This window comes from Paraburkholderia sp. RL17-337-BIB-A (genome assembly GCF_046025895.1).
In the GTDB taxonomy this organism is placed as follows: domain Bacteria; phylum Pseudomonadota; class Gammaproteobacteria; order Burkholderiales; family Burkholderiaceae; genus Paraburkholderia; species Paraburkholderia fungorum_C.
The window spans coordinates 2169494-2194001 of the sequence record NZ_JARESY010000001.1 but is presented as its reverse complement, the minus strand read 5'-3'; the positions used below and the strand labels follow the sequence as shown (position 1 = coordinate 2194001).

Annotated in this window: 5 protein-coding genes and 1 pseudogene; 4 read left to right on the top strand and 2 right to left on the bottom strand. The window is 61.6% G+C overall.

Annotated elements, in window-relative coordinates:
* Positions 1-19: 19 nt before the first annotated feature.
* The 3 genes from P0D84_RS09775 to P0D84_RS09765 are packed head-to-tail and all read left to right on the top strand — an operon-like array spanning position 20 to position 22990.
* Positions 20-10018: an SDR family NAD(P)-dependent oxidoreductase gene (locus P0D84_RS09775; protein ID WP_408335445.1), complete on the top strand. Its 9999-nt coding sequence runs from the start codon at positions 20-22 to the stop codon at positions 10016-10018.
* The gene (locus P0D84_RS09770; protein ID WP_408335442.1) at positions 10015-17775 is read left to right on the top strand and encodes an SDR family NAD(P)-dependent oxidoreductase; all 7761 of its coding nucleotides are present in this window, start codon (positions 10015-10017) and stop codon (positions 17773-17775) included. Before P0D84_RS09775 ends, P0D84_RS09770 begins: the two co-directional genes overlap by 4 nt.
* Positions 17765-22990: an SDR family NAD(P)-dependent oxidoreductase gene (locus P0D84_RS09765; protein ID WP_408335439.1), complete on the top strand. Its 5226-nt coding sequence runs from the start codon at positions 17765-17767 to the stop codon at positions 22988-22990. The genes P0D84_RS09770 and P0D84_RS09765 overlap by 11 nt, the downstream gene beginning before the upstream one ends.
* On the opposite strand, the gene P0D84_RS09760 is transcribed toward P0D84_RS09765, so the two are convergent.
* Positions 22950-23249, bottom strand: a complete 300-nt coding sequence (locus tag P0D84_RS09760) for a hypothetical protein (RefSeq protein WP_169491107.1) — start codon at positions 23247-23249, stop codon at positions 22950-22952. The genes P0D84_RS09765 and P0D84_RS09760 overlap by 41 nt on opposite strands.
* 12 nt (positions 23250-23261) lie before the next feature.
* Positions 23262-24344, bottom strand: a complete 1083-nt coding sequence (locus tag P0D84_RS09755; protein ID WP_211709225.1) for an IS630 family transposase — start codon at positions 24342-24344, stop codon at positions 23262-23264.
* Between the two features lie 39 nt (positions 24345-24383).
* On the opposite strand from P0D84_RS09755, the pseudogene P0D84_RS09750 reads away from it, so the two are divergent.
* Positions 24384-24503: pseudogene (locus tag P0D84_RS09750) on the top strand (KR domain-containing protein); the annotation flags it as partial.
* Between the last annotated feature and the right edge of the window lie 5 nt (positions 24504-24508).

The following is a 24508-nucleotide window of genomic DNA, read 5'->3' as shown; positions in this document are numbered from 1 at the left end:
CTGGTCAGAAGACCTGGCCGTGTCCGAGGTCGAATTGCGCCGTCGCATAGGTGTTTTCCCACAAGGACAAATGCTGCTGGAGCAAGATGGTCGGCTTGTCGCGGCCTTGTATTCGCAGAGAGTGGATGCGTTGGCGCAATTGCGTCATACACCATTCGCGGAATTTGCGCGCATCCACAAACCGGACGGTGTCGTCGCTCATCTGCTCGGAACCTGCGTTTTGCCGGAAATGCAAGGCACTGGAATAGCGGACGAACTGCTCGACTTCGCACTCGTTTACTTTGCCTGCTGTGAAGACGTCGAAACAGTTGCCGGCGTTACGCGCTGTCGTGATTATGCGCGATCGAATCCGACACTTGCCTCAATGGACCAGTACATCCAGCAGCGTGATCACGCCGGGTGGCCCGTCGATCCGATGCTGCGCTTTCATGAGTCGCACGGCGCCACGGTTCGTGAAGTCGTGTGTCCGTTTCGGCCGGAAGACAAGGCGAATGGTGGAGCTGGCGTTTTGATTGAATACCAGAACTTCCGCGATGTTCCGCTAGTGATGCCAGTGATGCCAGTGCGGGCGCCGGCGGGTTCAAGACGCGTGCTCGCGCGGAGTGCGGGAGCGGTGGAGTTGGCGACGCAGGTGCGGGACACGATAGAGCAGGTGCTAGGCAAGGGGCGAGTCGGTGCGTATGAACCGCAGGCGCCCCTAATGGAAATGGGATTGAGTTCGCTCGACTTGCTGGAGTTGCGTCATCGGCTCGGCGAACGCGTCGGGATCACGCTGCATCCGACTTTTTTCTTTCAATATGGGACACCCGCAGCGATTGTCGAATACCTTCAGGCCCACGATCTGACCAATGGATGCGCAGAGGAAGGGGAAACGTCGCGTGCCCAGTCGAGCGACGCAGCAATTCATAAGCAGAACATGCCGACGACAAGCTCCGCGCACGTGGAGTGCTCAAGGTGGGTGCGGAACACTATAGAGCAGGCGCTGGGCGCGGAGCGATCGGCAGCGTACGGGCCGGACGTACCGTTGATGGAAATGGGACTAAGTTCACTCGACCTGCTGGAATTGCGTCATCGTCTCGGCGAACAAATCGGGCTTGAGCTTGAGGCGACGTTTTTCTTTCAATGTGGCACGCCTGCGGCGATTGATGAATATCTGCAAAAGCAAGGTGTGGCATTTAAAGGGCGCTCGCCCGAAGACGTGGATGAGGCCAGCGAAGGACATGCGCGCACGAGCGTTGCGTCGGATTTTGCCGCCGACTCGCACAGCCAGGCGAGCAGCGGCGTTTCGGAAAGAGACAACATCGCTGTGATCAGTGTGGGTTGCCGTTTTCCAGGCGAAGCGTCGAGCCCGGAGCAATTCTGGGCGTTATTGGAGGGTGGGATCGATGCTATCAAAGAGCGATCACCGCGAGGCACATGTCGAAAGAATGATAAGGATGACCAGAACATTGGTGGAGAGGGTCAATTCGGCGGCTTTCTCGAAGATGTCTCCCAGTTCGATGCATCATTTTTCCGGATTTCGCCACGCGAAGCGGAATTGATCGATCCGCAGCATCGCTTCTTGCTGGAAGTCGTGTGGGAGGCGCTTGAGCGAGCCGGGATCGACCCTACGCGATTAGCGGGGTCGAACACGGGCGTATTTGTTGGCGTGATGGGCCACGACTACGAAACCTTGCTGAACCGGCAGGGCGCCGGACATGCTGCCGATCCTCACTTTGCCACCGGCAACGCGGCGTCGATCGCAGCCGGCAGGATCGCGTACTACTTCGACTTGCATGGCCCGGCCTTGTCGATTGATACGGCCTGTAGTTCTTCATTGGTGGCCACGCACCTGGCGTGCGAGAGCCTGCTCGCAGGGGAATGCGAACTGGCCGTGGCGGGTGGCGTAAACCTGTTGCTGAACGATGAGACGTTCGTCGCGTTCGCACGGGCTGGAATGCTGTCGCCGGATGGCCGCTGCAAGACCTTCGACGCATCCGCGAACGGCTATGTGCGTGGCGAAGGCTGCGGAATACTGATCTTGAAGCGCCTGGCCGATGCACAGCGGGATGGAGATCCTATATGGGCCGTGATTCGAGGCAGTGCGATCAATCAGGATGGGGCGAGCGCGGGGCTGACCGCCCCGAATCAGAAGGCGCAACAGGCGGTCATTGAAGCGGCGCTTGAGCGCAGTGGGATCGCTGCGCATGAGGTGAAATATCTGGAGGCACACGGGACGGGGACCACGCTTGGCGATCCGATCGAGGTGGAAGCCGCGGCAGCGGCGCTAGGTGTCGGCCGGGGCGCCGATTCGCCGCTGCTGTTGGGGTCGGTAAAAACCAATGTGGGGCACCTGGAAGCGGCGGCGGCCGTGGCGGGATTGATGAAAGTCATTCTGTCCATGCGGCATGGTGTTGTTCCGAAACACTTGCATTTCGAAACGCCGAATCGACACATTCAATGGTCGCGACTGCCAGTGAAAGTGACGGCTGAAGCGCAGCCGTGGCCTGACGGCAAGAAGGTGGCCGGCGTGAGCAGTTTTGGCTTCAGTGGCACGAACGCGCATGTAGTGGTGGAGGAATACGTGGCGCCGCCCGGCGTTCAGCGGGCATGGGCGGGGCCGGTGGCGGTGGTGCTGTCGGCGAGAAACGCGGAGCGTCTGCAGGTGCAGGTCGAGCAACTGCGCGCGTATCTGGAGACGCATGAAGTCAGGCTGTGGGATCTGGCGTACACGTTGCAGGTTGGACGCGAGGCGATGGGGACGCGCCTCGCGGTGGTGGTGGATTCGGTGGAGGCGCTCAAGGACAGGCTGGCGGACTATGAGCCAGGCGAAGCGCATCTGGAAGGCGTCTACCGGGGCGAACTAAAACGCAGCCAGCAGACCTTGGCGGCGTTGACGGCTGACGATGAGTTTCAGGAAACGATCGATAAGTGGCTTGAGCGCGGCAAGGTGGACAGGCTTGCGCAGATATGGGCGCAAGGCCTGACGGTCGAGTGGGAGAAGCTATACGGCGAGGCGAAACCGCAGCGCATCAGTTTGCCGACCTATCCATTTGCACGCGAGCGCTACTGGGTGCCACAGGATGACAGGGCAACGCCGGAGCCGGGTTCGCTTGACGAGCATCGACTTCACCCATTGGTCCATCGCAACACGTCGGATCTGAGCGAACAACGCTATAGCACAACGCTCAGCGGCGATGAGTTCTTCGTGAGCGAACATGGGGTGCGGGGACAGCAGGTGGTGCCGGGAGTGGTGCAACTGGAGTGGGCACGGGCGGCGGCAAGCATGGCTCTGGGGCGCTCGTCATCGGAGTTTGCGATCAGACTGACGCAGGTGAACTGGATGCGACCGTTGGTGGTGAACGAGCCGCTGGAGGTGCATGTCGGCTTGACGCAGGAGGAGGACGGTCGGGCTGGCTATGAGATCTACAGCGGGGAGGGCGACGACGCGGTGGTCTACAGCCATGGCTGGGCGCAGGTCGTGTCAGCGGGTGCGGCACCCCGAGTGGATCTGCTGGCCTTGCGGGCAAAGTGCGGGCGCACGATCGGGCGGCCCGAATGTTATGCCCGCCTGGCGGCAGCCGGCTTGCGCTATGGGCCGAGCTTCATTGTGTTGACGGCGCTGGAGGTCGGTGACGCAGTCGTGGTCGGGGCATTGCAGCGGGCGACCGATACGTTCGAAGAGGGCTATAGCCTGCCGCCGAGTTTGATGGACGGGGCGTTGCAGGCAAGCATGGAGTTGGCTACGACCGATGGCGGGCTGGCGTTGCCGTTTGCGGTGCAGGCAGTCGAGCAGTGGGGGGCTGTGCCGAGTCCTGCGTGGGCAGTGGTGCGGCCGGGAGCGGGCGACAGCGCGGCGATGCGCAAGCTCGATGTCGAGATCGTGGATGAGGCTGGCCAGGTGGCGGTGCGCCTGGCCGGCTTCAGTACCCGGATGCTGGAGCAGCCGGAGCAGACGCTGTTACTGGCCCCGCGGTGGACAGCGCAGGCGATTCCCAGGCCGGCGCAAGATCCGGTGTACGGCGCACACCGGGTGGTGGTGTGCGAGATGCGGGTACCGGATGGATTCGAGGCGGAACTGGCCCCGGCGCAATGTGTGCGGTTGAACGCTACCGGCTCGCTGGCCGAGCGCTATTGCGCGTATGCGGAGCAACTGCTGGCTCAGGTGCGGCAGATCACGGCAGACAAGCCCATCTATCCCGTGCTGTTGCAACTGGTGGTGCCGTTGAGTGGTGACGGGGCGGTACTACAGGGCCTGAGCGCGCTTTTGCTTAGCGCACGGGCGGAATTCCCGACGTTGGTGATTCAGACGGTGGCCGTAGAAGATTCAAGCGAACTCGTCCCCCGGCTGCGGGCGGAGGCCATGTCGCCGGCACCGGCAGTGCGCTACGGACCGAGGGGGCGTGAATTGCTCGACTTCACGGAGCGGCACACGTTTGATGCGGATGTGCCGTGGCGCGATGGCGGGGTGTACTGGATCACTGGCGGCTTGGGCGGGTTGGGGCAAATATTTGCTCGCGCACTGGCGCAGGGCGCGCGGGGGCTGACGCTGGTGCTGAGTGGGCGTAGCGCGTTGAGGGCGGAGCATGAAGTCATCCTGCAGGGATTGCGGGCGCAGGGTGCACGGGTCGAATATCGGGCGGTAGATGTCAGTGATGGTCGAGGAATGGCGCTGCTGGCACAAGACATCGTGGCCCGGTACGGGCAACTGAATGGGGTGATCCACTGCGCCGGGGTTTTGCGCGACAGCTTGCTGGTGAACGGAACAGTCGACGATCTCCAGCAAGTGCTGGAGGCGAAGGTGGCCGGGCTTGTCGCGCTGGACGCCGCGACCCGGACGATTACGCTGGACTGGTTGGTGCTGTGCTCGTCGGTGGCGAGTTCATGGGGCAACGTGGGACAGGCCGGCTATGCGGCGGCCAATGGCTTCATGGACAGCTATGCGGTCTACCGGGAGAGCCTGGTGGCGCAAGGCCAGCGATTCGGCCGCATGGTGTCGGTGAGCTGGCCGCTGTGGGCTGAAGGAGGAATGAAGGTCGATGCCGGTGTCGCGGCTCAGCTGCGGCGGGTGACTGGCATGCAGGCCATGCCTGAGGAAGTCGGGGTCAAGGCATTGGGGCAGGCGCTGGCCCGGACGCAAACGTCGCCCCATGTGATGGTGCTGTATGGCGAGCGGGCACGCTTGCTGGCACACACGCAGGCGGCTGGGGTCGTGCCTGCGTTGCAAGCATCGGTTGAGGCGGCGATGCCGGAACCGGGCATGCAGGAGGACGCAGAGTTGGCCGCGCGAGTGGAGCGCGTGCTGACGGGCTTGATCTCGACGCACCTGAAGATCGGGCAGGAGAAACTGGAGCGGGATACGCCGCTGAACGAATTTGGCCTGGATTCGATAACGCTGACGTCTTTCAGCCATGTGTTGAATGAACGTTATGGGCTAATGCTGAGCCCGACAGTGTTCTTCGAAGCGCCGACGATTTCGGCGTTGGCACGATATCTGGCGCGCGAGCACGGCAGGATGCTGTCGCCCGCATTTGCGCCAACGAGTACGCGGCGGGAGACCGTCGAACCGTCCCCGGTCATGCCGCGAGATGTGATCGGGCGTCGTCGCGCGCGCCGCTCGATAGCGCGTACATCGGCAGCACAGGGTGCGCCGGTACCGTCTACCCCGGAGCCGATCGCGGTGATTGGCATGAGCGGGAGTTTTCCGCAGGCGCCGGATATCGACACGCTGTGGACGAACCTTCGGGCAGGACGTGACTGCGTTGGTGAGCTGCCGGCGCGCCGCTTTGGAGAGGCGGCGGCACCAGCGATCCGCCACGCGGGGGTACTCGACGGGGTGGACGAGTTCGATCCGCTGTTCTTCGGTATTTCGCCACGCGAGGCACGCAGGATAGATCCGCAGCAGCGGCTGCTGATGACCTATGTCCACAAGGCAATCGAGGATGCGGGGTATTCGGTGCAGAGTCTGTCGGGCAGTGCCACCGCGTTACTGGTGGGCACCGTCACGAGCGGCTATGGGCAAATGCTTGCACAAGCCGGCGAGGCTGTGACGGGCTCGAGCGTAGCGGGACTGGTAGGTTCGATGGGGCCCAACAGGATGAGCTACTGGCTGAACTGGCACGGACCGAGTGAGCCGGTTGAGACAGCGTGCTCGAGTTCACTGGTGGCGGTGCACCGGGCTGTCACGCTGTTGCGCGGCGGCCAGTGCGCGCAGGCGGTGGTGGGCGGGGTGAATACGCTGCTGTCGAGCGAGGCGCACGAGAGCTTTACGCAGGCGGGCATGTTGAGCCCTGACGGGCGCTGTAAGGCTTTCTCAGCGCAGGCCAATGGTTATGTGCGTGCTGAAGGGGTTGGGATGCTGTTCCTGAAGCCGCTATCGGCGGCGCAGCGTGACGGTGACCATATTTACGGCCTGATTCTGGGCAGTGCGCAAAACCACGGTGGGCGGGCCAATTCGTTGAGCGCACCGAATCCATTGGCGCAGGCGCGGCTGGTTGAGACGGCATTCCGGCAGGCCGGGGTCGACCCGCGCACGGTGGGATATATCGAGGCGCATGGCACCGGCACGGCGTTGGGTGATCCGGTCGAAGTGCAGGGGCTTAAGCGAGCCTTCCGGAATTTGACAAAAGCCGGGAATTTGCCGGCGGCGAGCATCGGTCTCGGGACAGTGAAGAGCAACATTGGGCACCTGGAACTGGCCGCAGGCGTAGCGGGGCTGATCAAGGTGCTGCTTCAGATGCGGCACGGGCAGCTGGTCAAGAGCCTGTACAGCGAGCCGCCGAATCCACAGATCGATCTGAAGGGCAGTCCGTTTTACGTTGTGAACGATCTGAGGACGTGGGAAGCACCGGTGGACGAGTCGGGGCGCGAGCTGCCACGGCGAGCGGGCGTAAGTTCGTTTGGCTTCGGCGGGGTGAACGCGCATGTGGTGGTGGAGGAATACGTGGCGCCGCCCGGCGTTCAGCGGGCATGGGCGGGGCCGGTGGCGGTGGTGCTGTCGGCGAGAAATGCGGAGCGTCTGCAGGTGCAGGTCGAGCAACTGCGCGCATATCTGGAGACGCATGAAGTCAGGCTTTGGGATCTGGCGTACACGTTGCAGGTTGGACGCGAGGCGATGGGGACGCGCCTCGCGATGGTGGTGGATTCGATGGAGGCGCTCAAGGACAGGCTGGCGGACTATGAGCCAGGCGAAGCGCATCTGGAAGGCGTCTACCGGGGCGAACTGAAGCGCAGCCAGCAGACCTTGGCGGCGCTGACGGCTGACGATGAGTTTCAGGAAACGATCGATAAGTGGCTTGAGCGCGGCAAGGTGGACAGGCTTGCGCAGATATGGGCGCAAGGCCTGACGGTCGAGTGGGAGAAGCTATACGGCGAGGCGAAGCCGCAGCGCATCAGTTTGCCAACCTATCCATTTGCACGCGAGCGCTACTGGGTGCCACTGGATGACCGTGGGGCAGCGTGCAGCGCAACGCCGGAGCCGGGTGTTGCGGGATTATCGAGCGATACCGCCAGGCTGACGTTGCCGGGGCGGCGCCTTGAGCTGCCATTCTCCCGTGAGATTCGTTTCGAACTGCCGCTGAGTCGACGGAATCCCGCCTATCTGGCGGAACATTGTTTGTTCGGCGCGACTGTCGTTCCCGCAGCGTTTCATCTCTCCCTCGTGCTCGCCGCGCTGCAGGCACTGGCACCTTTCCAGGCGTGTGAGCTTGCGGACATTCATTTTTCGGAGATGCTGATACTGGACGATGAACCGACCATTGTGCAGTTGATCCTGGATACGGAAAACGGGCGACCCACTCGATTCGATATCACGAGTCAATCCTCGAGCGGCTGGACGGTACACGCGTCCGGCCGAATTGCCCCATTGACGACTGAAGCAGCGCCCGCCACCGCGCTGGCGTTGCCGCCCGCCGGCGATTCTCCGATTTCCGGCGCTGACTTCTATCACTGCCATGCAAGCTCCGGTTATATCTGGGGTCGCGCGTTTCAATGGTTGGAGCAGATCTGGCCCGGGGCGGACGAAGCCTGGGGGCGGATTTCCGTGGCACGGCCGGAACAGGCCGCGGGCGACAGTCCGCTGTTTGCCGGGCTGGTCGACTCCTGGTTTCACCTGATGATGAATACGGCGCAATGGCGGGCGTTGCCGGAAGACATCCTGCGCATTCCATTCAGTATCGAGAAATTCAGTTTCTGGGGAACCGCATCGAACAGTGAGCCGCTATGGGCGAGTGCAGGTGGAAAAGCCTTGGCGCTGTTCGATGATACGGGCCGGAGCGTGGCACAGGTTGAAGGATTTGAGTTTCGTGACCTCCATCGTGCCGATCTGGAGTCTGCACTCAGGGGGGACGTGTCCAGCCGGCTCTACGAAATCACCTGGCAGCCGGATGATCGGGTCGCGCAGGCGGCGATTTCCGGCGTGATCGTGCTCGCGGCGGACGGCGGCGAGAGGTTCGCCGAAAAGCTGAGGCTGCTGGGTGTCACCGTTACCGTGCTGGACAAGGACATGACGTTGAGCCGCCGTTGCGAGACGTTGGCGCAAATTCTTGCCGCCGCTTCTGGACCGCTGTGGCTTGTCACGCGTGGCGCAATCGACACTGACCCGGCACAGTCGGCGTTGTGGGGGGTAGCCCGCGCGGCGGCGGTCGAGCACACCACCGTTGCCTTGCAATTGATCGATCTCGATCCCTCAGCGGATGATGCAACCGACCTTGCCGCGCTGACGGATATGCTGGCGCATGGAGCCGACCGGGAGCAGGCCGCGTATCGCGACGGCAGGCGGCTGGTTGCGCGGCTGACCCGGCTTCCCCGCGCGCGCAACGAGACTCGTCCGGTGCCGGCTCTGCATGCCGACGCTACGTACCTGGTGACCGGTGGCCTGGGTGCGCTTGGCCACCATGTAGCCACGTGGCTGGTGGCGCGCGGCGCGAAAAATATCGTCCTGGCTGGTCGGCGAGTGCCGGACGAAAATGCCGGCGGCACCAGCAGCAATAGCCAGATCCGCCTCGTTGAAACCGACGTTGCGGACCCGACTCGCGTACAGGCATTGATCGCCCTGATTGCTGATGAAATGCCGCCGCTGAGGGGCGTGATTCACGCCGCGGGTCTGCTGGACGATGCACCACTGGCGGAGCAGAGCCGGGAAAGATTCGAGGCCGTCATGGCGCCCAAAGCGACCGGAGCGCTGCATCTGGATAACGCTATTGCAAATTTGCCACTGGACTTCTTTGTCTGTTTCTCGTCGGTGGCTTCGCTGCTGGGCGCGCAGGGTCAAGCCAATTACGCCGCTGCCAATGCGTTTGTCGACGGTCTCATGCAGCAGCGTCGCGCGCGGGGCTATCACGGTCTGAGCGTGAATTGGGGACCGTGGGCGGAAACCGGGATGGCGGCAAGGCTCGATCCGGTCTTGCGGCGACGCGTAACGGAGCAAGGATACGATTTCCTCGCACCTGAGCTGGGCATCGAAGCGCTTGAGCGCTTGTTGAGTGCCGATGTCACGCAAGCTTGCGTTGTGTCCATGAACTGGACACATCATGCCAGGAGTCTGGTCAACCCACTGCCTCTGCTGTCTCGATTACTGCCCCAACAATGGCACAGGGTCGGCCAAACGGCGCAGAAGCTACGGCATCAAATTGCCACCGCCACTGCGCCAGAACGCGTGCGTCTGGTTTCCAACTATTTATCTGGAGAATTAATAGAAGTCCTTGGCATTAGTGCAAGCCAGCCCATCGATCCGCAGCAAGGATTCAGCGAACTGGGGCTCGACTCGCTGATGTCGATCGAACTGAGAAATCGTGTGTCACGGGATCTTGAAATGCCGTTGTCCACTACAGTGATATTCGAATATCCCACGTTGCATTTGATGACCGAATTCCTGGTTAAGCGAATCGCGGCGCCCGCTGCATCGGCCACTCCCGCCGTAGCACCCGCACAAGACCACCCGAGCGAATCCGATGCGATCGAGACCGCTGTCGGGGCGCTTTCCGACGCAGAACTTGCTGCGCTCATCGAGCGTGAATGGATTGGCCTGGAGGGGCGATGAGCGAACTCAATCCGTTACAGCGCGCTGTTCTTGTCACGCAAAAACTGCGCACCCGTGTCGATGAACTGGAGGCGGCCCGCAACGAGCCAATCGCAATCGTCGGTATGGCGTGCCGTTTCCCAGGCAGAGCCGATAACCCGGAAGCGTATTGGCAGCTACTGCGCGAGGGCGTCGATGCGGTAGGTGAAGTGCCGCCGGATCGTTGGGACTGGCGCGAGCACTACTCGGACAACGCTGCGGCGCCTGGCAAGACATATGCGCGCTACGGGGCATTTCTGCAAAACATCGACGAATTCGACGCCGCTTTTTTCGGTATTGCGCCGCGCGAAGCACGCGCCCTGGACCCCCAGCAGCGGTTGGTGCTCGAGTTGGGATGGGAGGCAATGGAGCGCGCGGGCTATGCGTCCGGGAAGATGCGCGGCAGCAGCACCGGCGTGTACCTGGGCGTCACGACGGAGGACTATGCGCACAACACGCTGAGTTCGGGCAACCTGGAGGGGGTCGACGCCTACAATCTGCTGGGCAACGCGCGTGCAGTGGCGGCAGGGCGGTTGGCCTATGTGTGCGGATTTCAGGGTCCGGTCATGCAGTTGGACACGACTTGCTCGTCGTCGCTTCTGGCGGTGCATCTGGCCATTCAGGGTTTGCGTCAGAGGGAATGCGAGATCGCACTGGCCGGCGGTGTCAATGTGATGCTGTGGCCTGGCGGAGCGATTGGTTTCAGCCAGTTGAATGCGCTTGCGCGCGACGGTCGCTGCAAGGCCTTCGATGCCGGCGCCGACGGCTATGTGCGTGGCGAGGGCGGCGGCATCGTCGTGCTGCGGCGCCTCAGCGATGCGCTGAGGGACGACGATCACATCGTGGCGGTGATTCGCGGCTCGGCGGTCAATCACGACGGTCGCAGCAGTGGCTTGACCGTGCCCAACGGTTTGGCGCAAGAAGCCGTGATACGGCAAGCGCTCAAGAATGCGCAGCTTGAGCCAGAGCAGATTGGTTATGTCGAAATGCATGGTACGGGTACGTCGCTGGGCGACCCCATCGAGGTGAATGCGCTGGCGAGAGCATTGCCGACGAGGCGCGCTGCGAGACAGCTGGTTCGCATCGGCTCGGCCAAGAGCAACATCGGGCATCTTGAGGCGGCCGCCGGGATCGCCAGTCTGATCAAGGCGGCGCTCGTGGTGGAGCAGGGCGAGATTCCACCGCAGCTGCATTTTCGTACACCTAATCCCGAGATTTCATGGGGCGAAATCCCCATCGAAGTGCCGCTGGCGCTGACGCCCTGGCGTTCGCAGGATGCGCCGCGCCGCGCGGGGGTCAGTGCTTTCGGGATGAGCGGTACCAACGTGCATGTCGTACTCGAACAGCCGCCGGTGCCACGGGAGGGAGCCGGCGAGCGTGCCGGTTCGCATGTGTTGCATCTGTCGGCCAGGAGCGACGCCGCACTGCGGGCGCTGAGCGGACGGCTTGGGCATTTCCTCGTGACGCATCCCGATACTTCGTTGCACGACCTATGTTTTACAGTCAATACCGGGCGATACCGCTTCGAGAAGCAAATTGCGATTCACGCGCAAAACATCACCGAGCTGAAAGCGCAGCTCGATTCGTTTGCTGACGGAGGCAGTATTGCCTTGCCGTTGCCGGAGACTTCAAACGTTCAGGATTCTTCAAAAGGTCGAAAACTCGTTCTGCCGACATACCCGTTTGAGCGCAAACGACATTGGATCGATGCGCTGAAGCCATCGTCCGTCCCGCATGAGGTTCAGGACGACGAGGTACGCGCCTGGTTGTATGAAATAGCATGGCGCGAACAGGCATTGACTCATACGCCCGCAGAGAATTTTCCGTCGATCCGGACACTTGAGCCGGAGATTTGCCGGGTCAGACGTACAGCGCTGGCCGAACCCGATGCGCTGGCGTTCCCCGCCGTTCTGGCCGCATTAGAGGCGCGCAGCCTTGGATATGTGCGAGCGGCATTTGACCGCCTGGGCTGGAGTGCCGATCAGCAGCCCGGCTTGCTCTCCTGTTACCGGCGTCTGGTGACAAGAATGTGGGAGATGCTGGCCGAAAATGCAGGAGATGCACAGGTCGATGCGCAACCGCCGACGTGTGCCGAAGCGAATTTGCTGGCGGTGTGCGGGCCTCGCCTGGCTGACGTGTTATGTGGAGCGTGCAACCCGCTGGATTTACTTTTCCCGAACGGCGACGACAGCGCGGTCCGCGCGCTCTACGAATACTCGCCGAGTGCACGGGCGCTGAATGCGCTCATCGTGACGTCCATCAAGATGCTGATGCAGAGCGGCGCGCCGCTACGCATTCTCGAAGTTGGCGGCGGGACGGCCAGCACGACTGCGGAACTGGTGCCGATGCTGGCGAGAGGGCCGGACGCTGTCGCCTGCCAATACGTCTTTACCGACATTTCTCCGGCGTTCACTTCCAAAGCAAGCGATCGATTCAAATCGTTCGGATTCTTTACGAGTCATTTACTCGATATCGAGCGCGATCCGTCCGCGCAGGGATTCGTCGATCACCGTTTCGACGTGATCGTTGCTTCGAACGTCATCCACGCGACTCGAGACATTGAGGTAAGTCTGCGGCATCTGCGCGGCTTGCTTGCGCCGGGCGGCTATCTGCTGCTGGGCGAGGGGACCCGGCCTTTAAGATGGCTCGACCTGACCTTTGGCCTGACGGTCGGCTGGTGGCATTTCACCGACACGGCGTTGCGCAACCACGCGTTGATGTCTCCGGATGCCTGGCGCTCCGTGCTAGGGCGTCAAGGTTTTTCTGAGCGGGAGATTTACGTTCTTCCCGAATTGTCTGCACAGTCGTTGATCGTTGCCCGGACGGAAAACACGACACAAGCGAGTGAGCAAACGGCAACGGGATTCGACAGAGATGCCATTTATCGGGTGCCGGAGCGGCATGCCGGCGGTACACCTTTCGAACAGGTATGGCAGTCTTGCGGCGATGTCCTTGCCTTGGCGCAGTCGTTAGTCGCGCAGTCCCCGGAACCGGCAAGGCGGCTATGGATCGTGTCGCGCGGGGGCCTGATGCAGGCTCCCTTGCGTGGGATGCGCAAATCGATCGCGCTGGAAAATCCTGAGCTGCGTCCGACGTTGATCGAGATCGATGCGGAGTACGACGGAGACGTCGAAGCGCTGATTCGAGCCGAGGTGGACAACGCGGGTGCCGAGGAAGAAATTGCGTACCGGAACGGGCGCCGGTCGGTGGCGCGCCTCGTGCCGCTCGAGGCGCTACCCGTCAGCTTGCCGGCAGTACGGAGCGATGCGAGCTACCTGATCGCGGGTGGCTTCGGCGATCTGGGCCTGCTGGTGGCGGAATGGCTTGCCGGGCATGGCGCGACGCATATCACTCTGCTGGGGCGGAAGGAACCTTCGCCGGCAGCGCAGGCCAGAGTCGACGCATTGACACAACGCGGCGTGGACATGTTGGCCATTTTGGGTGATGTGGCGGACGTCGGGACAGTCGCTCATGCAGTGGCGCAGACCTGTCTTACCGGCAAGCCGCTACGCGGCGTGTTCCATTCGGCTGGCGTGCTGGACGATGCGACGCTGACAAGACAGTCAAAGCAAACGTTCGAGCGTGTGATGGCGGCCAAGGTCAATGGCGCATGGAATTTGCACGAACAGACTCGCGACATTCTGCTCGACTTCTTTGTCTTGTTCTCGTCGATCGCCTCAGTGATCGGTAGTCCCGGGCAAGGGAATCATGCCGCTGCCAGTGCGTTTCTCGATGGTCTGGCGCAGACCCGTGCGGCCGAGGGATTGCCGGCCCTCAGTATCAACTGGAGCACCTGGTCCGGGGTTGGAGCCGCCGCGCGCATCCATGCGGACGAGCAGATGATGAAGCGCGGTGTGCGGCCGATTTCCCCGCAAGATGGGCTCCGGGCACTCGACATACTGATGGGCGAGGGACACAGTCAGGCAGCGGTTGCCCCAATAGACTGGCGGACATTCACGTCGCGAGGCCGGGCGCTGCCCTTCCTGTCTGAACTCCTGACAGCGCGAAGCGCATTACCGGCGAGCGAGACGGCTACCGCGCGTTCGACACGCGTCACGGCCTCCTTCGACCGCGAGTCCCTTAGAGAGCATATTCGTGGCGAACTGGCCTCTGTGCTCGATTTTGCGTCGCCCGAAGACGTGCGCCCTGATATGGGTTTCTTCGATCTCGGGCTCGACTCCCTAACCTCGGTCGAATTGCGCAATCGTTTGAACCGGCATCTAGGCGTCGCTTTGCCGGGTACTCTTGCGCTTGACTATCCGACGCTCGATGCGTTGACGGATCATATTTTCAGTAAGCTCACGCCTGCTTCGGCAGCGTCAAGCGCACCGGAGGCACCGACTGTTCGCGCTACCGGGCGCGATGGCTACGAGCCTATCGCGATCATCGGCATGGCCTGTCGCTTCCCCGGTGCCAACGATCTGGAGTCCTTCTGGTCGCTGCTGGAGAAGGGGGGCGATGTGATTCGGGACGTGCCGCCGGATCGTTGGAGCCTGAACCGGTATTTCGATTCCAATCCGGATGCTCCCGGCAGGATTTCCACACGCTATGGTGGTTTTCTCGACGACATTCAAGGTTTCGATGCCGAATTGTTTCATATTTCCCGACGTGAGGCCGAAAGCCTCGATCCGCAGCAGCGGATTTATCTCGAAGTCTGCTGGGAAGCGCTGGAACGCGCCGGGATAGCGCCCGACCGTCTAACGGGAACGACAACGGGCGTCTTTGTCGGCGCTTCCGCGCATGACTATCTGCAAATGCTTCTGTCGCGTGGCGGCGAGGCTATCGATCAATATGTCGGCTCTGGCAACGCGGCGTGCATGATCGCCGGTCGGGTGGCCTACACATTCGGGTTTCAAGGTCCAGCAATCTCGCTCGATACGGCATGTTCATCATCGCTCGTTGCATTGCATCAGGCTTGTCAAAGCCTGCGCAGCGGCGAATGCGAAATGGCATTGGCCGGGGGAGTGAATGTCGTGTTGATTCCCGAAGTCAGCATCAACTTCTCAAAGGCCGGCATGCTTGCTCCAGACGGACGCTGCAAGGCATTCGATGCGGGCGCCGATGGCTACGTTCGCTCTGAGGGCTGCGGTGTGGTGGTCCTGAAGCGTTTGTCCCATGCACAGCGGGATCACGACACAGTGCTGGCCTTGATCCGGGGCTTGGCGATCAATCACGACGGACGCAGCAGCGGACTGACTGTGCCAAACGGGCCGGCGCAGCAGAAAGTAATTCGGGCAGCACAAACCCTGGCGGCAATAGCACCGGGCGACATCGACTATGTGGAAGCACACGGAACCGGCACCGCATTGGGCGATCCCATTGAGATGGAGTCCTTATCTGAGGTATTCCGCGATGGCCGAACCAGTGATCGTCCCTTGCTGATCGGCGCGGTCAAGACGAATCTGGGGCACCTGGAAGCCGCGGCCGGCATGGCGGGTCTGATCAAGACAGTGCTCGCATTCCAACACGAAGCGATTCCCAGGCATCTGCATTTTGAATCTCCGAATCCGCATTTGCCGTCTCCACAGTGGTTTCCGTACCGCATTCCGCAGGCGCTAACCGCGTGGCCCAGAGCGTCGCGAGTCCGCCGCGCAGGGTTGAATGCCTTTGGTTTCAGCGGAACCAATGCGCATATCGTGCTGGAAGAGGCGCCCGACGATATCTGGCGTATTGCGGAAACGGGGGTATCCCCGATTGCCGCCCCACGGGCTCACCTGCTCACGATTTCAGCTCGCACCCCGGAGACACTGCGAAATCTGGCCGTGGCGTACATACGTCGGCTTGAATCGTTGTCCGAGGCTCACTTTGCGGACTTCGCCTACTCGAGCACTGTAGCGCGCGCTCAAATGCGGTTCCGGATCGCGGTAACCGCCTCTTCGCCGAGGGAAGCCGCGCAGAAGATTTCCCAGGCGCTACGGGAAGACCGATACGAGAAGGATGTTTCAGACGAAGGGAAAACGCGTTGCTGCAGCGGCCCGCGCCACCGGGTCGACTTGCCGGTTTATCCGTTCGAGCGCAAGCGCTATTGGATCGATACGCCCGCTACGGAGGAATCAATACCGGCGTGGGCCGATTTGCTGTACCGGGTCGAATGGCGGCCCACGGTGGCAGTGGCGGCGCGTGAATCACACAAACGACACTGGATTTTTGCCTCGGCCGAGGACTCGCTCGGGACCTTGCTTGCCGCCGTACGGCAGGCGGCGGCTGACGGGGCAGGCAGGCAAATATGGATCGCCAGCCAGGGGGCCGTGGCGACCGGGCATGAAAAGCATGACCGGTTGCGTATCGACCAGGCTCCTGTTTGGGGTGTCGCCCGCGTATTGAGCCGCGAGCACCCGGAACTGTTCGGCGGAATTGCGGATATCGAAACCGAGGCTGCCGATTTGACCACCAGTTCTCTGCTTGAGACAGCGCCGCCAGGCTTCAGTGCGTGGCGCGCGGGGCAGTTCTATACGCCGCATCTCACTGCGCTTCCGTGGACGGTGGGCACGCCTCGCGCGCGGATATCGGCTCAGGCGAGCTACCTTGTAACCGGTGGTCTCGGCGCGGTCGGATCGCAGGTTGCGCAATGGCTGGCGCAGCGCGGCGCTCGCAGGCTGATTCTGGCCGGGCGTACGGCGCGTGCTGAAGCAGTGCATCGTCTGCGCGCCGACATGCCGAAGGATGTGGAGCTGGTCCTGGTGACGGCCGATGTTGCCAACGAATCCGATGTCAGGCGCTTGCTCGAACAATCACATAGCGATATGCGGCCCTTGCGCGGCATTATTCACGCGGCTGGCGTCACGGACGACGGTCTGCTGCTGCAACAGACCGCTGAACGTTTCGAACGGGCCATGGAGGCGAAAGCAAAGGGAGCCTGGCATTTGCACCAGCTGACATTGGCGCAACCACTAGACTTTTTCGTGCTCTTCTCGGCAGGCGCCGCTTTGTTTGGGGCGCCCGGCCAGGCAAGCTATGCGGCCGCCAACACGTATCTGGACGCGCTGGCGCACTACCGCCATCAGCTCGGACTGCCGGCGGTCAGCATCGATTGGGGCCTATGGGCAGTGGGCGGCATGGCTGCCCGCGATCGGGGCTATATAGACCGGCTGGCAAGCAACGGAATTCGTTCCATGGAAAGTCATGAGAGTCTGGCCATTCTTGAGCACATGCTGATCTCCACGACACCGCAAGTACTGGCAATGGATGTCGATTGGGACAGGTTCGCGCGGCATTGGCCCACGACCGGTGCCCCCATCGTGCTTGACGACGTGCTCTCAAGATCAGCCGACATGAGCGCTCGCAATGAAGGGAAAGCCACCGGTATTCGTGTGCGTCCGGCAAGCGTTTCACCGCAGCAGGCCGAGGCGGTCATTGGTGAGCGTGTCGCTGTGTTGGTATCTCAGGTTCTGCGGCGGGATGAGCCCAGTCGGATCGATTCAGAGCAAGGTTTCTCCGACATGGGACTGGATTCGATGTTGGCGCTGGAATTGAAGAATCGCCTTGAAGCAGAGTTTGAAATTTCGCTGTCGGCGACGATCGCGCTGGAGTTTTCCACGCTCGCATCTCTGACACGGTATGTGGCCGACCGTGTGCTTGCCGACGCGACCCCGTTACCTGAACCGCGGTCTCGCATGCCGTTGTCTAAATCGGTGGCAGTTGAAGAAACGGCCGATCTGGACACCTTGTCAGATGGCGAGGTCACCGCGCTGTTGATGCAGAAACTGGCGTCGCTTTCTGGGCCACCCCATGACAGATAAAGTTAAAGAGGGCGGCGACACCGGTGCTGTCATCCGGCAAGCGCTGCGTACTATCAACCGTTTGCAGGAACGGATTTCCCACCTCGAGTCAGCGCATGCCGAACCTGTTGCCGTCGTCGGCATGGCTTGCCGTTTTCCGGGAGGCGCCGATACGCCCGACAACTTTTGGGCGCTGCTGCACGACGGCCGCGATGCCTTGGGCCGAATTCCGCCGTCCCGCTGGGACAGTGAAGCGCTTTACGATCCGGGGCACCAGACAGCCGGGAAAATGTATGTGCGGGACGGTTGCTTTCTCGATCAGGTCGACGAGTTCGATGCGGATTTTTTCGGTATCTCGCCGCGTGAAGCCGCCAGCCTCGACCCGCAACAGCGACTCTTACTCGAAGTCGTCTGGGAGGCATTGGAGAATGCGGGTCTGCCGCCCGAAGCGTTGCGCAAGACGTCGAGCGGGATATTTGTCGGAATGGGACAGATCGACTATTCACGGCACGAACTGTTTAGCGGCGACCTCGCGGCGATCAATACGTACTCGGGTACGGGCAACGGATTTTCCTTTGCCTCCGGTCGGCTTTCCTATTTTCTCGGGTTGACTGGACCGAACATGGTCGTCGACACGGCTTGCTCCTCTTCGCTAGTCGCTGTGCATCTGGCGTGTCAAAGCTTGCGCATGCAGGAATCCCGTGTAGCGATCGCGGCGGGCGTGCACCTCATCATTTCGCCCGAGATCGCAGTCTTTCTGTCCCGTACGCAGGCCATCGCGCCTGATGGCATTTCCAAAGTATTTGATGCGGATGCCAACGGATATGGTAGAGGCGAAGGTTGTGGCGTGGTGGTGCTGAAACGACTAGCGGATGCGCTCGCCGACCACGACCGGGTACTGGCGGTCATCCGCGGTTCTGCAGTCAATCACAACGGCCGCAGCAGCGGCTTGACCGTACCGAACGCGCAATCGCAGCAGGTACTGCTGCATCAGGCATTACATAACGCAGCAGTGCGTCCGGAACAGATTGTTTTCGTCGAAGCGCACGGCACCGGTACGTCCTTGGGCGACCCGCTTGAAGTCGAGGCGCTTGGGGCCGTATTCGGCGCACGACGGGAGACTGCTGAACCTCTTTGGGTAGGGGGCGTGAAGGCGAATATCGGGCATCTGGAAGCCGCTGCGGGAATAGCGAGCCTGTTGAAGGTTATTCTCGCGCTGCATCATCGGGAAATTCCGCGACAAATTCATTTTAATAGCCCCAATCCGCATATCGACTGGCACGGTCTGCCTCTTTCGATTCCACGTAGTCCGATCGCGCTCCGTGCGGCGAAGCACCCGCTGCTGGCCGGGGTCAGCTCGTTTGGGATCAGCGGAACGAACGCCCACGTGATCGTCGAGCGCGCCGCGCAGGGCCCGGTCGAGGCAGTTGCGCACCATGCGTTGCCGTTGCCGTTGCCAGTCGTCATTTCGGCGAAGACGCGCCGGGCATTGTTCGAACTGGTCGGTCGCTACGAGCACTACCTCCATGCAAACCCCGGCGTTGCGTTGCTGGATTTCTGGCATACCACCGCGCTTGGGCGGACGCATCTGCCGCATCGGGTCTGTTTCACGGTGGCGTCAACCGAGGAACTGCTGGCGAAACTTGCGGACTTCCGGCATACGCAGACTCACCCTGTTGACCAGGATCTCAGCGGGCGAACCGCAAAGATCGGTTTTATGCTGACAGACATGGCGTGCCCAAATCCACCACGGGACGGCGAACTGTATCGCACCGAACCGGTATTCAGGGAGGCGGTCGAACGTTGCAATGTTGTTCTGGCCGCGGTGCCGGTAGCGAATCGGCTGCGGGGGGACCAGTTCGTCTTTGGGTTCGCATTATGGGCGTTGCTGCGCTCATGGGGTATCGAACCCGTCGCGGTGTCGGCAAGTGGGGTTGGCACCTGGGTAGCGGAGTATGCGGCCGGCCGCCTGACCTTCGAGGAGAGTTTGCGGCACGCGATCCAGGCCGGGGAAGCGCTTGCGGAAGATAAGCAGACTTTGTCTGCGGCAATACGCCAGCTCGGCGCGGGCGAACTGCGCGAAGCAGTCGATATCGTAGCTGAACTGCCGGGATGGGACGGACAGGTAACGGATAGGGTTCAACTGCTAACCCGCCTCGGCAGTTGGTATGAGCAGGGCGCCCGGATTGCGTGGGATGAGATGGGGCGTGTACACGGCGGACGGCGCATTGCGCTGCCAACCTACCCATTTCAGCGTATGCGCCACTGGATATCGGCACCCGGATCGACGGCGGCCATGCCGTCGGCCCAGTTGCCGACGACCAGCGGCCTGCTGCTGGGGCAGCGCCTGGATACCGCGCTCGACGAGGCGATCTTCGAAACAGGGATATCGACCCGATCGCCTGCCTACCTTGCTGACCATCGCGTTCATGAAACGCCAATCCTGCCGGCGACCGCTTACATCGAGATCGTGTTGCAGGCAGGGCGCACTCTGCTGGCGAGTGAGTGGTTGAGCATCCTGGACATGACGTTTGAAGTCCCGTTGCCGCTTAAAGACAGTGAGCTTCAAACATTACAGACCATCGTTTCGCAGACCGAAGATGCTCGAGTACTTTCCTTTCGCATCGCCAGCCGGTTCGGGGATACCTGGGTTACCCATTCGCGGGGCAAGATAGCTGCGGAAGATCAAACCGTACGGGACGAATGCAGCGATCCGCGCGGGTTGAATAAAGTTATTGGAGAGGCCATCGAGGCGGCTGATCTATATCGACACTTCGCCAGCCTGGGGCTGGATTATGGACCCCAATTCCAGGTGCTCGGTCGGGTGACTCGGCGTGGTGCCGAGTCGTTCGGTGAGGTTCGTCTGCCGGCGGACATTGCGGACACAGAGGGTTTCATGTTGCATCCGGCGCTGCTTGACGGCTGTTTGCAATTGCTTGGCGCGTCGCGTTATGACGCAGATGATGCCGCAACCTATGCGCCCTCCACGGCCCGACGAGTCAGGATCTATAGGAGAGCTGGCAACGCATGTTTCTGCCATGCTTCGCTTGGAGAGACACTGGAGCGAGGCAGCGACAGCCTGGAAGCATCGTTAAACCTGTTCGATCTGAACGGCAGGCTGTTGGCCACCGTCGAAGGACTATGTATCAGGCGTGTGGAGCGGCAGGAATTTCTTAAACACAATCATGAAGCGAAGCAGGACTGGTTTTACCAGATCGCCTGGCAGGCCCGGGAATCGGCCAGCGAGCCGCGCGATGCCGCCTCTTCGGAGCGCTGGCTGGTGGTCGCAGCGGCCAGTGAGTTTGCCTCCAGGCTCGCCGGGCAGATCCGGGCGCGCGGCGCGGCGGCCGAATTGGCGGACCCTTCTACCGAATATGGCGTCGACGACGCGACCGGCATGGTTTTCCTCGCCGATGCGAACGATGAGGCAACCAGTTCGGACGATGGTGCGAGGATTATCGAGCTCGTGCAGCGCCTGGTCAAACAGGATGCAGGCACAGTACCCCGCCTGATTCTGGTTACGCGGGGTGCACAACCAGTTGAGGGCGGATCCGACGCACTGAACGTTTGGCAATCTCCAGTGTGGGGACTGGGCAGGACAATCGCATCCGAGCATCCCGAATTGAAAAGCGTATTAATCGATTTGCCGGCCGTGCCGCAAGACGCCGATATCTCATTGCTGGCCAGCGAACTGGTTGTTGCACAGCGTGAAAACCAGCTGGCGGTGCGCGGCGGTTGCAGATGGGTCGCCAGACTGACTCGGACGAGGCGGCTCGGCGGCACGTCGCGAGTCAGATTGCGAGTGCCGGGAATTCTCGATGAATTCTCCGTCGAACCCATGCGCCGGAGCACACCGGGTCCGGATGAAGTGGAAATTCAGGCACAGGTCTCTGGATTGAACTTCAAGGATGTGCTGATTGCCTTGGGGGTTTTCGGCAAGGCCGATAGCACGGCATTCGGTTTCGAATGCGCAGGGCGTGTTGCCGCGCTCGGTAGCCGGGTGAAGGACTTCCAGGTGGGGGACTTTGTACTGGCCTACATGGCGCCGGGATGCCTCAATGACTTCGTCAATGTTCCCACCCGCTTCGTTGCGCCAATACCGGAAGGGTTTAGTCTTGAGCAGGCGGCGACGCTGCCGATCGCTTTTCTCACGGCTTTCTTCGGACTTTCGCATCTGGCTCAGGCTCGACGCGGCGAACGTGTCCTGATTCACGCTGCGGCCGGCGGCGTAGGACTGGCCGCGGTGCAGATCGCGCATTGGTTGGGGCTGGAGGTGTTCGCGACGGCCAGCCGCCCCAAATGGGGAATTCTGAAACAACTCGGCGTGAGGTATATCGGTGATTCGCGCAGTGTGGATTTCGTGCGGGAAATTCGCGAGGCCACGGAAGGAGAAGGCGTTGACATTGTTCTCAACAGCCTGAGCGGAGATTTCATCGCCGCAGGATTCAGCCTTTGCCGCAATCAGGCCCGCTTCGTCGAACTTGGCAAGAACGGCATATGGAGTCCGGAACACGTCGAGCAGGCGTTTCCCAACGTGCGCTATCAGCCTTTTGATCTGCTGGATGTTGCGCGCAATGACGCCGCGCTGCTTGCGCAACTCTGGCAGCAATTGGCGGTCCAGTTCGACGCCGGCGTGCTGCACCCGCTGCCGTACCGCACCTTTACGCTTACGCAGACCGCCAACGCCTTTCAGCATATCGCCCAGGCGCAACATATCGGCAAGGTCGTCATCAGCCGAAGCGCGGTCCGGCCCGACGCAAGTTATCTGGTTACCGGGGGGCTTGGCAGCCTGGGTTTGCAGGTAGCCGAATGGCTGGCAAGGCAGGGTGCCCGGCACCTCATTCTGGCCGGTAGGAAGCCACCCGGAGAATTCGCATGCGATCGCTTGCGGCAGCTCGCCGGAATTGGGGTCGATGTGTCCGTGAGGGCGCTCGATGTCAGCGATCCAGTTGCCGTGCGTGCGCTACTCGACGAACTTGCGTCGCGGCCTGAACTGCGCGGCGTGTTTCATACTGCCGGCGTGCTGGACGACGGGGTTCTCTGTCAACAAACCGCCAACCGCCTGTCTGCGGTGATGAAGCCCAAGGCGATTGGCGCGTGGCATTTGCACCAGATGACGTTGCCGCGTCCGCTCGATTACTTCGTCTGCTTTTCTTCCGGCGCCTCCGTACTAGTACAAGATCCCTCAAATAGCTTTAATAATTGTCTGGCTGCAAATAAGGTTGCAGGAGCGTGACAACCAGTTGAGCCATTTCGGCGAGCGAACCTGAGCCAGGCAGAGGTTCCCATCGCCCGCTATGGCTACGAAAGGCCGCACCATAAAGATTGCGGCCGAGTTCACTCAGGCGTGCCACAACGGTCGACTCCTGATTGTCCAGGCGCTTGATCAGCAGATGACGCCCGTAAGCCTGCGTGACCACCTGGTCGTGGCCCAACAATTCGCGCAGCTGACGCTGCAGTTCGCTTGCATGATGTTTCGCGGGTAAGGCAGGCATGACCGCTCCGGTTCAGGATGCGCCAGTTTGCAACGGGTAGCCGCGGAAAGTCCATCTGAAGGGACGTGCCGTCTGGTTGCGCTCGCGGATGAACTGCTCTGTACGCTCGCGAAGATGCGCCGTGCTGGTGTGGCTGGCGTGACGTAGCACACGGCGCGTATAGAGCCCAAACCACAGTTCGATCTGGTTCACCCAGCTCGCGTGCAAAGGGGTGAAATGGAAATGAAACCGTCCATCGTGCCGCGCATTGAATGCCTGCCACACGGCCTGGGCGCGATGCGTGTTCAGATTATCCCAGATCACATGCACCTGCTTGCCCGGATACGCGGCTGCCACACTGTCCATGAAAGTCACCAGGTCGTCTTGGGTACGCCGGTCGCGGCAGCTTCCCAGTACCCGTCCGGTATGAACATCCAGCGCGGCAATCAGCGACTGCGTACCGTGACGGATATATTCAAATTCCCGGCGGCGCAACCGTCCGGCTGCCGGGGCGCGCCCTGGATGCTTGCGCTCGATGGCCTGGATGCCGGTCTTCTCGTCAATACTCAGTACCACCGCATTCTTCGGCGCCTTGCGGTACAGCTTGCAGATCACGTTGACCTTCTCGCGAAACGCCGGATCCGGACTATGCAGCCACTGCTGCACCCGATGCGGGCGAACGTCGCCAGCCTGCAGGATGCGCTGCACATGGCTGCGACTGATTTGTTCGACGATCCCTCGCTCGACTGCACGCGTCACAATCTCATCGAGCGTCGGCGTGGCCCGACCTTGCGCTTCCTGCACTTCACACGCCAGTGCGATCAGCTGCAGCCGCGTCTCCTGCGTGATGCGCGGCGGACGACCACTGCGCTCTGCCTCCCGAATCCCCTGCGCGCCTTGCCGCGCAATGCGCTGGCGCCACTGGCTGACGGTCTGCACGGACACGCCCAGTTCCTGTGAGATCGCCGCGCTCGTGTAGCCCTCGTGAGCCATTAACGCGATGCGTGCCCGTGTCACATCGCGCTGTGCAGCCGTCGTGCGTCGGATCAGCGACTGCAGCTCCTGTCTTTCCTTTCTGGCCAGCTTCACTGGCGTTGCATGGCGTCCTCGACTCATACCGCCAGGATAAACCATGCAATCAATTATTAAAAGTAATTGCGGGATGTTGTACTAGGCCCCCCCGGGCAGGCGCCCTATGCAGCAGCCAATGCGTTCCTTGATGCGCTGGCGCATTTCCGGCGCAGTCAGGGGTTGGCCGGAACCAGTATTAACTGGGGCCC

Bases quoted from the DNA above. Each gene is read 5' to 3' on its own strand.
- P0D84_RS09770 (WP_408335442.1), top strand. From the start codon at position 10,015: ATGAGCGAACTCAATCCGTTACAGCGCGCTGTTCTTGTCACGCAAAAA.
- P0D84_RS09765 (WP_408335439.1), top strand. From the start codon at position 17,765: ATGACAGATAAAGTTAAAGAGGGCGGCGACACCGGTGCTGTCATCCGG.
- P0D84_RS09760 (WP_169491107.1), bottom strand. From the start codon at position 23,249: ATGCCTGCCTTACCCGCGAAACATCATGCAAGCGAACTGCAGCGTCAG.
- P0D84_RS09755 (WP_211709225.1), bottom strand. From the start codon at position 24,344: ATGAGTCGAGGACGCCATGCAACGCCAGTGAAGCTGGCCAGAAAGGAA.